The 12,703-nt window shown below is 43.2% G+C and carries 9 protein-coding genes; 6 read left to right on the top strand and 3 right to left on the bottom strand.

The window, feature by feature from the left end; genetic code table 11:
* The first annotated feature begins 146 nt into the window (after positions 1 to 146).
* Complete coding sequence (locus tag BUA59_RS22070; RefSeq protein ID WP_072842172.1) at positions 147 to 1,589, top strand: MBL fold metallo-hydrolase RNA specificity domain-containing protein; 1,443 nt, start codon at positions 147 to 149, stop codon at positions 1,587 to 1,589.
* Positions 1,590 to 1,704: 115 nt separating this feature from the next.
* Positions 1,705 to 2,184 carry an REP-associated tyrosine transposase gene (locus BUA59_RS22065; RefSeq protein WP_072842170.1) on the top strand — a complete coding sequence of 160 codons (480 nt, stop codon included), beginning with the start codon at positions 1,705 to 1,707 and terminating at the stop codon, positions 2,182 to 2,184.
* Between the two features lie 640 nt (positions 2,185 to 2,824).
* Here the strand turns inward: BUA59_RS22065 and BUA59_RS22060 are convergent.
* The 3 genes from BUA59_RS22060 to BUA59_RS22050 form a co-directional block, all read right to left on the bottom strand.
* Positions 2,825 to 3,772 carry a Wzz/FepE/Etk N-terminal domain-containing protein gene (locus tag BUA59_RS22060; RefSeq protein ID WP_072842168.1) on the bottom strand — a complete coding sequence of 316 codons (948 nt, stop codon included), beginning with the start codon at positions 3,770 to 3,772 and terminating at the stop codon, positions 2,825 to 2,827.
* Positions 3,773 to 3,943: 171 nt separating this feature from the next.
* Positions 3,944 to 6,547 (bottom strand): SLBB domain-containing protein, encoded by a 2,604-nt coding sequence (locus tag BUA59_RS22055; protein ID WP_072842166.1) that lies wholly within the window; start codon positions 6,545 to 6,547, stop codon positions 3,944 to 3,946.
* A 70-nt stretch (positions 6,548 to 6,617) separates the two neighbouring features.
* Positions 6,618 to 7,952, bottom strand: a complete 1,335-nt coding sequence (locus BUA59_RS22050) for a capsule assembly Wzi family protein (protein ID WP_084122650.1) — start codon at positions 7,950 to 7,952, stop codon at positions 6,618 to 6,620.
* A 356-nt stretch (positions 7,953 to 8,308) separates the two neighbouring features.
* Between BUA59_RS22050 and BUA59_RS23955 the strand changes: the two genes are divergently transcribed.
* The 4 genes from BUA59_RS23955 (at position 8,309) to BUA59_RS22030 (ending at position 12,531) form a co-directional block, all read left to right on the top strand.
* Positions 8,309 to 8,746 carry a hypothetical protein gene (locus BUA59_RS23955; RefSeq protein WP_175550806.1) on the top strand — a complete coding sequence of 146 codons (438 nt, stop codon included), beginning with the start codon at positions 8,309 to 8,311 and terminating at the stop codon, positions 8,744 to 8,746.
* Positions 8,747 to 8,809: 63 nt separating this feature from the next.
* Positions 8,810 to 9,514: a YjbF family lipoprotein gene (locus tag BUA59_RS22040; RefSeq protein ID WP_072842165.1), complete on the top strand. Its 705-nt coding sequence runs from the start codon at positions 8,810 to 8,812 to the stop codon at positions 9,512 to 9,514.
* Between the two features lie 12 nt (positions 9,515 to 9,526).
* Positions 9,527 to 10,318, top strand: a complete 792-nt coding sequence (locus BUA59_RS22035) for a capsule biosynthesis GfcC D2 domain-containing protein (RefSeq protein WP_072842163.1) — start codon at positions 9,527 to 9,529, stop codon at positions 10,316 to 10,318.
* The gene (locus BUA59_RS22030) at positions 10,318 to 12,531 is read left to right on the top strand and encodes a YjbH domain-containing protein (RefSeq protein ID WP_072842161.1); all 2,214 of its coding nucleotides are present in this window, start codon (positions 10,318 to 10,320) and stop codon (positions 12,529 to 12,531) included. Before BUA59_RS22035 ends, BUA59_RS22030 begins: the two co-directional genes overlap by 1 nt.
* Positions 12,532 to 12,703 lie beyond the last annotated feature (172 nt).

Genomic DNA, 12,703 nt, shown 5'->3' with positions numbered 1-12,703 from the left:
TTTTGACGGCCTGAAGGCCGACCTACATGTGATTGGGGGTTGGTTTAGCGGAGCGTGATGTGCCGGTTGAGGGTGTTGGATTGATGTTGGTCTGGTTGATGGTATACCCTTGATACTTCTTTAAAAAATAATGCAAAGGGATTTGTATGTTATCTATTAAGCATCATGGTGCTGTGCAGGGTGTTACTGGGTCTTGTCATGAGTTGTTTGTTGATTCTGATCAATCTGTGTTGGTGGATTGTGGTTTGTTTCAGGGGGCGGAGACGTCTGGGTCTGGAGCAGATTCAAATAGTTTAGAAATAGACTTTGATCTTTCAGCTGTTCAGGCTTTGGTTATTACTCACGTTCATATCGACCATGTTGGACGTTTGCCTTATTTGTTGGCTGCTGGGTTTACTGGGCCGATTTATTGCTCTAAACCCAGCGCAGCTCTGTTACCTCTGGTTATTGAAGATGCGTTAAAAGTTGGCGTTACGCGTAATGCCAATATCATTAAGGCTTGTTTAGATAGATTGGCTTCTCAGTTAGTGCCGTTGGACTACAAAACTTGGACTGTCGTTCCTTTAAACAACAATACTAAAGTACAGGTACGACTGTGTCGTGCTGGGCATATTTTGGGCTCGGCTTATGTGATTTTTCGGGTTGATGGCGGTGGGCTTTGTCGACCTAAAGGCACGACCAATAAATATTGGGATGTGGTGTTTTCTGGGGATTTGGGTGCACCCTACTCGCCTTTATTACCAGCTCCGCAGTCGCCTTATCGAGCAGATCAGCTTGTTTTAGAAAGTACTTATGGTGATAGAAATCATGAGAACCGAGCAACAAGGCGCAAGCATTTACAGCAAAGTTTAGAACATGCATTGAGTGATTCAGGTACGGTGTTAATTCCAGCGTTTAGCATTGGCCGCACTCAGGAGCTTCTGTATGAGCTGGAACATATCATTCATCAGAATAAACACAAAGCCGTGAGTCAGACTCGTTCCGGTGTTTCATTAAATTGGGAAGATATCGATATTATTATCGATTCGCCGTTGGCGAGCCGTTTTACCGAGGTATATCGATCTTTGGCAAATTATTGGGATGATGAAGCAAAGCGCCGCGTGAGTTCAGGTCGCCATCCGTTAAGTTTTGAGCAAGTCACGACAATTGATGATCACGCCACCCACTTACAAACTGTCTCTTACCTACAACATCAAACCCGCCCCGCTATTGTTATCGCCGCCTCTGGTATGTGTGCTGGCGGTCGTATTGTGAATTATTTAAAAGCCTTATTGGGTGATGAACGCAATGACCTGTTGTTCGTTGGGTATCAAGCCGCCGGCACACCGGGGCGTGATATTTTGAAGTATCACGATAAACCCAACGGATATGTAATGTTTGATGGGGAACGTTATGCCATTAACGCCAAAGTACAGCAGATCAGCGGATATTCCGCCCATGCGGGGCAACGGGATTTATTGAATTTCATTAAGCGCATGCGAGTAAAGCCCCAGAAAATACATTTGGTGCATGGAGATGATAACGCCAAGCAAATATTAAAAGGATTAATTGAAATGGAAAATCCAGAATGCGAGGTGGTGGTGCCGTAGGGCATGAACGAAGTATAACGTGCCAGTCAAAATAGCGTTTTTTGTAGGACACGATTAACGCAGCGTGATGTGCCGTTTAATGATGTTGATTTGTGATTTATTGAAGGAGGCACGGATGCCTAGATATATTAGAAGTAAGCGTTTTGGAGGTACGTTTTTCTTTACTGTGACTTTGAAAGATCGCTACTCTTCTGTACTGGTTGATCACGTTGATCTTTTGCGTGAGTGTGTCCGTCATATTAAATCAAAACGGCCATTTGATATTATTGCGTGGGTGGTTTTGCCCGATCATATTCACGCCATTTGGCGGTTGCCGGAGGGAGATAATGCTTTTTCCATACGGTGGCAGTTGATTAAGATGCTGTTCACCAAAAAGTTAAAAAAAAGAATGTATGACATGGAAAGTGTTTGGCAAGGTCGTTTTTGGGAGCATGAGATCAAGTCAGATAACAATTTAAGAGCCCACATCCATTATTGTTATTTAAACCCCGTAAAACATGGCTACGTTTTATCAACACGTGATTGGCCGTATTCTAGTTTTCATCGTGATGTGAAATTGGGATTGTTTGATATTCATTGGAATGGGGTATTTTAAAGCAAGTAAGTGTAATGTTCACAACCGTCAGATCACGCCTCATGCGTCAGATCACGCCTCGTACCTCGGCTAATCTGACCTACAAGACCTACAAGACCTACGGGGTGGTGGTTTGAATTGAGGTTTTTGTAGGGCGCCATTAGCGCAGCGTGATGTGCCGGTTGATGATGTGGGTTATGAATGTCTAGTCACGCTTCATGCGTCAGATTATGCCTCGTTCGTCAGATCACGCCTCGTATCTCGGCTAATCTGACCTACAAGACCTACAAGACCTACGGAGTGGTGGTTTGAATTGAGGTTTTTGTAGGGCACCATTAGCGCAGCATGATGTGTCGGTTGATGACGTGGGTTATGAATGTCTGGTCACGCTGCATGCGTCAGATTATGCCTCGTGCGCCAGATCACGCCTCATGCGTCAGATCACGCCTCGTACCTCGGCTAATCTGACCTACAAGACCTACGGGGTGGTGGTTTGTTTGAATTGAGGTTTTTGTAGGGCACCATTAGCGCAGCGTGATGTGCCGATTGATGACGTGGGTTATGAATGCCTAGTCACGCTTCATGCGTCAGATTATGCCTCGTGCGTCAGATCACGCCTCGTACCTCAGCTAATCTGACCTACAAGACCTACGAGGGTGAGTTAGTCTTTTTTGGTGAAGGCGAATCGTATAAGCACGATCCCCATACCTAGCATGCCGCCGAGTAGTACGGCGAGTACGCAGATTAGGGCACGTTTCGGGCCAGCTTTTTCTTCTGGTACGACGGCTGGGTCGATGATTTTAAATGCGAATTCGTCTTGTACTTGTGCCAGCATGAGGTTTTTAGTTTGTTCTTCTATCAGTTGATAAAAGACGGATTGCATGTCTGATATGCTGGTTTTTTTGATTTGTTCTTCTAGATAGCCGATGTTACGGCGTGTTTCATCCAGTGATTCTTTTTTCACCCAAGCGTTTAGGTCTATCACTAACCAGTCCACCCATTGTTTGGCGATGGTGGGTGATAAATGTGTAATAGACAGGGTCACTAGACCATTATCTTTGCTTTCAGATACGACAATCAGTTTTTTGAACTCTTTGTAGGCCTCCCAATCGGTTGGTATTGGCGATTTTCCGGGGTCAACTTCTCTCACCCATGTTTTCGTTTGAGAGTCGTATATTTCCGAGTCTAACTGCAAAGTATCGGTCAACTCACTCCATTTATCCCCCGCCATTAGGGGAACCATTAGGTCGTATTTATTGATGAAGGCGTTAATAAATTGACGAGACTGAAGCACTGCTAGTGCCATGGCTTTGCTGTCTGTGCCACCGCCACCTAGGTTGATACCAGCCAAAGACGCTAGGCCACCAAATTGTGCTGCCATGCCGGCCAAACCACCGGATTTGTTATCATTGGCCGAGGCCAATACCGCTTCAGCTTTATAAGTATTGGGTTGCGACAAAGCATAGAGCACACCACCAACAGCGAAAACAAATGTTACTAATATAATGATCCATTTACCCTTCCAAAGTGCTAAAAACAGCTCCTTTAGGTCTATTTCATCGTCTTGCTGGTGATACGCTTGCGGAGGTAAGTTGTAATTATCAGCCATATTTAAATTAGGAAAAGGATCGATGCTAGTTTTATTCGCTAACGCCTATCCTTTTCTGTTTTATCCTATTAAGTTCTATTAAGTAAGCGAGATAAGTTTTGCACTAAAACCCACCTCTGTTTATTTCGTATTTCGACCCAGCACTATGAAATCAAGCCCAGCAACTCGAAATTAATCTTTAATTGCACTCCAAGCGACACCAATTTGATACAGTATTTGAGTGGCAGTAGATAAGGTACTTAAGCCATCTAGGTAGTCGGTATTGATAGGCACTATGATGGTATCGCCAGGCTCTAGCGGGTCATAGTCACGACTAAACCAGAAGGAATTATTCGGCAATTCTACTGAGCCATTCGCTTTCACTATGTAAATACGATCGGTATCTGCTTGGCGTTTAGTGCCGCCAGCAGACGTTATATAGTCTTCCACTGTTAGATTTGGATTAAAGGTATGATTCGATGAAAATTGCACTTCACCAACAATACTAACAACAGGGTTCAATGCTGGTACAAAGAGCTTGTCGCCTTTTTCTAACATTAGGTTAGCCAATTTATCGCCTTTCACCGCATAGTTAAGGTCAACTACTAAACGCCCTACCGGCTCAGCCTTGTCTAACTGATCAACAATCGCAATCGCTTGCGCAGGGTCTGAAACGGATGAACCCTGACGACGCAAAGACATAGCACTGATTTCTTGTTTTAGCTGTGCGTTTAGGAACTTAAGCCTTTCTGCTTCCTGACGTTTTAAGCGCTCACGACTAAATACTGCACCGGAAGGGTAAGCAAACTCCGTAAAACCACCGGCACGTTCAATTACGTCTTTTAGGGTTTCACCACGTCTAAACGTGTAAGTACCAGGGAAAACAAATTCCCCTTGTAACTCAACGTCCATACCCTCTTGCCAACTCGGTTGTGATTTAACCATCAGATGATCTTGTGCGATCAAGGCAACTGGGTACTTACCAGTGATAGCGTCTTTTAGTGAAAAATTAATACGATCAATAGTAGATTTATCACCTTCTGTGTTACGGCGTGTTAACTCTGCCGACGATAAATAGGCATTCTGATTTAAACCACCTGCGGCCGCGAGCAAAGAAGAAACACTGGTGTTTTTCGCTAGTGGATAAAGGCCTGGAAATTTAACCGCCCCCGATACATCGATCACTTTTGCAGGGCTTCCGTAACTAGCCTGCGCCTTTAATCGTTCGATAATAGGTTTAAGTAACGCCTCTCGACTGGCTTTACGCAACCCAGACGCATTAGACTCGACTTCTTTATCAGCAATTTTTAAGGTGGCGTTTTCTTCAGTAATGACAACCGCCCCTGTTTCGGCATCTAGTACTTCACGTGTTTGATCTACTGCGCCATCCGATTTTGCTTTACTGTTTGCATAAGAGCCAGACCAGTAACCTTGCGCTAGACCATTATCAAACACAAATATTTGGTCTTTTTCCTGGAGCGTTAAATTTGCCGCCGAGCCTTGGTTTGTTAATGCATCCAACAGACTAAATTGATAAATTTCAACATCTTGATTGGCATTTATCTCTCGCACCAATAGTGCATAGTTCAAATCGGCCGTTAGCTTTAAACCATCATCGATAGAACCAATAGCATCACTTACTTTCATACCTTGTTTGAAGTTAAGCGCGCCTTGCCTTACGACCTCACCACGCACGGCAATGGCGCCTTTAAGCGACATAGAAACAGCAGATAGGTTTATTTTATCGCCATTTTTTAGCTTGAACCCTCTATCCATTGGAAAGGAAAGATCCAATGTAAATTGCTGCAAGCCGTTTGCACTCGTTCTACGCACACTCACACGTGAAAGGTAGGCTTGTGGTTTTGCTCCGCCAGCCAGCGACAAAAGCTGATCAACCGTTATATCGCCTTTGGCTTCATAAACAGCAGGGCGAGCCACTTGACCTTCTATAGTGATGCTATTTTCACGCACTGGAATAAACAAGGTATCCCCAGAAGACAAACGGGTATCTTTCGAGGTATCGCCTTTGATTAGTAAATCATACAAATCGAAATCAGATACCACTTTGCCTTTACGCATTAGCTGAATGTGACGCAAGCTGCCTGATTTTTTTACACCGCCGCTAGCGATTAACGCCTGGGTAATAGTCGTCAAGCCATTCACATTATACGCACCCGGCTGCATAGCTTCACCAACGATATAAATTTGCATAGTACGCATTGCCCCCATGGTCACGGAGACATCTACGCCGATGGTTTTATTTTTAATAACATCACTAAGCTGCTTGCGTAACTGAGCAAATGTCTGACCAGCAACGGCGACAGGCCCGATGTCAGGCAAATTAACAGAGCCATCTCTGTCTATGGTTAACGATAAATTTTGATTGGTTTTACCAAAGGTTTGCACACTAATAATATCGCCCGGCCCCATTTGATAATCTAACGGCACAGGTAAATTGTCTACGACTGTTAAACCTAAGCTATTACCACTAAATACATCGTAGCCAAATAATGACAGTGATGAGTCATTGTCTGCCGCCGCCTGATGAACTACTACTGGCGCCTCTGTCGTAGTAACTGGTTCCAAAACAGGCGCTTGTTGAGCTACCGAAGCAGAACCTGTTGATCCGCCAGTTAGCGAACTAATATCTACGCCATATTGACGGGCAAGAGCTTCTTGTTGCGCCTTAGGCAGACTCTGAAACTGACTTATCTGGGCCGCTGTTGGGGTAAAAGCGAGTAGACTTCCCGCTAGAGTCGTCATTAACGCTGATAGTAATAGTTTTTTAAGTCGCATACTGTGTGGTCTATTTAGGTTCAATGAAAATTTAATATTAGCTATTAAGTGCAGCAGTAACGAATTTCACTTAAAAGCGAAACTCATAGCCAGCCCATACATTAGTTTGGTTATCATTTCTTATCTGCTGATAGCTCGCCCCTACTCGCACCATTCCGGCTAGTGCTGGTAAATTATACGTTAACTGACTGGTCTTTATTTTTTCATTATCTTGTGTCGAGTTTTGATAACTTACACCTATCTGATGATCGTTTTTAAGCTGCAAATACAAGGCGACTGAAACACTGTCGTCCAACATATAAGTTGTATTATCAACGTCATCGGTTATAGAAGGGTAACTTACTGATTTCCATGGAGTTGTATCATGTGCATCAGTAGATTGTTGAGATTCCAACACGATACGAGCAATGTTTTCACCAAGAGGAAAACTCCCTGTCCAACCCACCAACCAAGCGCCCAACTCGGTTTGGTTAGAAGTAGAAGCAGCTTCTGCATAAACACTGTGATAGAAGCTTACAATACTAGGTAAGGTCAATTTCGCATCAAGCGCTAATTGTTTTTCGTTTTGAATGGAATCGACACCTGAAAACCATGTTTGGTAGGTAACACCGTATTCAAAAAGAGAAAAAGGCTTTGATACTAAACGTGTTGCACTGTGGTAATCGTAATCTGAACTGGCAGGTTGGGCCAATATACTTTCGGCGCTCCAAACACCCAAAACACGGTTTTCACCAATATAACTAACACTCATATCAGGTGCTGCTTTAGCATACGAACCTAAAATTAGATTGTGCTGCCAACCTTGCCCCCACCAACGATCAACATTTCCAACAGACCAAAGCCAAGCACCAGAACTAAAAGCAAGGTAACTATTGTCTATGTTTAAGGTCATATCGTCTTGGTATTCACTATAACCCGCCGTTAAACGATAAGAGAATGAGTTCCCTAGATGCTCAACACTGGTATAAACGCCCTTTTCATCTTCATTGAACTGCCCAAACCCCGAAGGCACTGCAGGGTTAGAACCATTTACTACTTTGAACAATCGATTACCGCGATTCAATCTAGCCGAGTTCAATGTATAAAGTAGTTCTTGATTCGCTAATAACACTGCAGCGTTTTCTTGGTTAGTAGAGGTTAAATAGTCACCAATCAGAGACCAACGCATTGGGTAATGATTAACAGGTGAAGAAAGCTGACCAGAATCAGACAATAGCAATAAAGATGATCGCAAAAACGGATCATTGGCTTCCAGCCAAGGCGACGCGACAGCAATAGCAGAAGTACAACCTAGAAACGGCACCAACAAAACATTATGAACGAGTCTATTAGAACAGCAGCGACTAAGAAAACTGAGTTTTGGAAGACATAGAATCGGTTTTTTTTTTACATTAGAAGAGAACATTAATAGATCACAGTTCCTTGTATTGATAGAGATAACGCTTTCATGAGCATGTTTCCTATCAGACTATTATTAAGATGCCGCACATAATGTCCCAAAACACAGCAAAAATAAAGGCCACTTACTCAATGCTTTCACAAAGCGAGACATTTTTTTAAGCAGTGTTCATTATTGGTATTTGTCTACTTAGCGTACATTTCTTCAGCATTTAAGGTCGGACTTCATGGCGACAAGGTTAGAATTGATCAAGAAATTAACGAAAAGTCTGTTTATAGCGCTTACATTGTCATAAATCTTGATCTAAAATCGTCCGTGAAGTCTATTCTTCAAACATCGATGTTTAATGATAAGGAAATATTATGAAACTTGTTACTTTGGCTACAATCGTAGCACTTGGCCTAGCTAGCCAAGCATATGGTGAAGCTGCCGGTTCTGGTACAGGTGCTAGTGGTAGTACTGGCGCTGGTGCTAGCGCTGGTGGTGGTGCTGGTGGCGCAGGAGCTGGTGGTGCGGGCGCAGGAGCTGGTGGTGCGGGCGCAGGAGCTGGTGCGGGCGCAGGAGCTGGTGCGGGCGCAGGAGCTGGTGCAGGGGCTGCGGGTGCAGGTGCTGCTGGCGGCGCGGCCGCTGGTGCTGGTGCTGCTGCTGGTGCTGGTGCTGCTGGCGCGGCCGCTGCAGGTGGTATCGGAGTAGGTGCAGCTGCAGCTGCTGGTGCTGCTGCTGCTGCTGCTGGTGTTGCTGTTGCTGCAAGCTCCAGCGATAACGTAACGCCAACGACAACTACCAGCACTGGTAACTAACACTAAAAACGCCTAATAATATTTATTAGGCGTTTTTTTCATCTCCTTCCTACTGGTTAACTCATGCATATTCTTCATTACAGAGCCGTTTTTATTGCTTCCCTTTCTATATTTTTTTTATCTGGCTGCACAGACAATTTCAAAAGCGCCCTTGATTCTATACAAATAGCAAGAGAGTTAAATAAAGGTACTGAAATTACAGCAGAATACATAGCCGCTACACCTTACGCTAGTAGCCTAGTTACCATTAACGATGCTAAACCTATTTTATTAATATTAGGATTAGCTGAAAGAAATCCCACAAATGCAGCCTACCAACTTACGTGGATTGCAGGAGATAAAGGTACTATCGTCACTGAGAATGGCCGAATTATACATACGACAGGATTTGACACGGATAATTTAGAAACACTGTTGATTAAAGGTGAGCCACTCCCTTTACCTGGACAGTCAAGTTCTTGGCAGGCTATCTATGATTGGTCTCCAGGCTATCGATATAATTTTTCTGCCGATATTAGTAGTATATCATTAGGTATGGAGACAATAGTGACCGATTTATGGACACAGCAAACCGAACATATTCAGGAACAAGTGGCTTTTAACTCTTTAGATAGCAAGATTATAAATGATTTCTGGGTAGTACAAGAGACCAAGAGCAACAAACCTTTCATTGTAAAAAGCATTCAATACCTAGGACCAAACATGGATAAGGTCGAAATGTTGATGATAAAACCCTTTCTCGAACAAAAGCTAAACACAACAAACTAAGGATCCGGAGTCATGACACGGTTGTTACAAATTTTTATTCTCTGTAGTTGCGTTTTCGTCAGCTTAATATCATCTACTACAATGGCTGAACCCACTAAAGTGACTCTTTTACACAAGCCATTTTTACAAAAAACACTTTCACAAGAACAAATAGCACTATCGTACCCGCAACAACCAGTGACACTATCGTACCCACAAGAAGTGCGCTTATCACAGGTATTAACAGACGCTTACGCACAATTAGACTACCAACCTTATTCTATTGGCACTGCATTAATAGACTTAAGCAAGCAGCAACCAATAGATGAAAAAAAACACGCCATACTAAAACAGCTGCGAGACATTAATACCCCAGCTTCTAACTATATTGCTAAGAAATTGAATTCATTACATTTTGTGTATCGAGAAAGGATTGAAACAGATCCCAGCAAGGTTCGAGTCAACCCAAAGTACGACCCTATGCTGAAAGGTGTTTATCAGCTATTTTTACCTAAACGTCCGCAACAAATTTTCATGATTAATGCTGATGATCAAAACTACCTAACCCTTAAATTAACAGCAAATAGTAATTTGAAGGATTATCTAGCCGAGCAGTTTGAAGCTAATCGCTATACCTATGATTCCGCTTGGATCATTCAAGCTAATCAAGATGTGTATCAAGCCACAGATATCCAGTGGAAAGGTAGACTCTATTTTTTAAGCCCCGGCGCCATAGTGTTTATTGGCCTAACCGATCTACCTGAAAAATATCGCGATTTGAATGCAGATATCGCTCATCTACTTGCCTTTCTTTTGGAGCCATAATGCTGTTTAAACGCTTTTCACTTTTATCACTTATTGTTTGCTCCAATCTAATACTGATCACACACACCTATGCTGAGGAAGCCGATTACTTTGCGGCACCTTTTCAGGGGCCTCAATTCAAACCTTCGCAAGGCAATCTAGGTGGTGTTGGTTTAATGCAAATGCCTTCTGGCCGAATGGCTGAGGAAGGCGCGTTTAGTTTTAATTACACAAAAAGCAGCGAATACCAGTTTTACAGCATAGCCCTACAGTTAATGCCGTGGTTAGAAACTACCATTCGCTATACTCAGGTGGAAGACTTGCTATATAGCAATGATGAAAGCTTTAGTGGTGGTACAAAATATACGGACAAAGGTATAGATGCCAAACTGAGATTGCTGGAAGAAAGCCATTGGTTACCGGAGGTTTCTGTAGGTCTAAGAGACATTGGTGGTACAGGGCTTTTTGATGGCGAGTTTATTGCTGCCACAAAACGCCTTTCAACTGATGGTTACGGCCAATTTGATTTCACCTTAGGCTTAGGTTGGGGATATTTTGGTACACAAGGCAACATTAGCAACCCTCTTTGTACCGCTGCAGACCGCTTCTGTGATCGTATTTCAGGGTATTCCGGTAATGGCGGTTCAATTGACTATAATCGCTGGTTTACGGGCTCCACCTCATTATTTGGCGGCGTCGAATATCAAACACCTTATAAGCCATTACGTTTAAAGCTTGAATACGATGGTAATGATTATAGCCAAGATCGCCCCGTTACAAGTGGTGGTGTAGACATGACGCCACGTACTCCCTGGAACGTGGGTGCCCTTTATGCCGTAAGCGATGGTTTCGACATAAGGTTAAGTTATGAGCGCGGTACGACTGTGGCGCTTGGTTTTACACTTTCAACCAATTTTGACACCATCAAGACACCTTGGGTAGATGATCCAATTCCAGCATTAGGAACAGATCAAGCTACAACATTAGATGGTGTAGATTGGAAAAAACTCGATGCTGAATTAAGTAAAGTTGCAGGTTACCAAACAGAGAAGGTCTATCAAGAAGGCGATACCGTTGCGATTGTTTCTAAACAGAATAGTAAATATCGCGATCGTGATGTGGCCGCGGAGCGAGCCGCTGCTGTATTGGTGAATCATCTGCCAACTGATATTCAATCTTATAAAATCATTGAAGAATCGAAAAACATTCCTGTTAAATCGACAGAAATTTCGGCTCAAGGCTATAGAGACATAGCAAACGTCGAGTACTTTAATCCTTCTATTAAAGACGCTATTGTTGATTTACCATTAGAAAACATTGATTCTGAGCCTTTGTATGACAATTTTGAGCCTTTGAATTATGGTTTTACTCCGCACTTAACTCAATCCGTAGGCAGTCCTGAAGCTTTTTACCTATACAGCTTGACAATGGAAGGTGATGCCTCTTATTGGTTAACAAATAATCTACAGTTATCAAGCGCGATCTCAATCAATATGGTCGACAATTATGACAAATTTAATTTTGAAATAACTCCGGACGGTACTTCTAACTACCGTGTGCGGACACTTGTTCGGGCCTATGTTCGCGATAATGATGCCAATGTGAGTAACCTACAACTTACTTGGTTCCAAAAGTATGGACAAAATTGGTACCAACAAGTTTATGGCGGATATCTTGAAACTATGTTTGCTGGTGCCGGAACAGAAGTACTGTACCGTCAACCTAACTCAAATTGGGCTATTGGCGCAGATATAAACGCTATTGCACAACGAGATCCTGACTCTATGTTTGGTATTTTCGAGAATGATTACGCTTACGGTGCCGGTACAAAAGTGCTATCCAGAGGAACAACTGGCCACCTATCATTTTATTATCAACCTCAGTGGTCATTTTTAGAAGATACTATGTTCCGTGTAGACATGGGTAAGTTCTTGGCTGCTGATGTTGGCGCTAGATTTGATTTCTCTAAACAATATAAAAGCGGCGTGATTGTTGGGGCTTACGCAAGTAGAACCAACATGTCTGCAGAAGATTTTGGCGAGGGTAGCTTTACCAAAGGATTCTACTTGTCTATTCCGTTTGACACAATATCGCTTAAACCAACCAATAGCCGTGGGTACCTAAACTGGCAACCTATCACTAGGGATGGCGGCCAAATGCTAGGAAAACGTAACAGTTTATATGGCATTACCGATATGGTGTCACCTTGGTACCAACGTCCTAATCAGAATTGATAGATATTGGTTGTACGAGATGGCTTTTGTAGGTCGTGCTTTAGCGCGTCAAGGGAGTTTGGTAAAGACTGAATGCTTTTTGACGGCCTAAAGGCCGACCTACAGGTGATTTGGTTTGGTGTGGCCGAGATTTTGACGGCCTGAAGGCCGACCTACAGGTGAGCGGTTTTTT

Origin of the sequence: Marinomonas polaris DSM 16579 (assembly GCF_900129155.1) — a bacterium.
GTDB lineage: Bacteria > Pseudomonadota > Gammaproteobacteria > Pseudomonadales > Marinomonadaceae > Marinomonas > Marinomonas polaris.
This window is presented reverse-complemented; position numbering and strand designations above follow the sequence as displayed.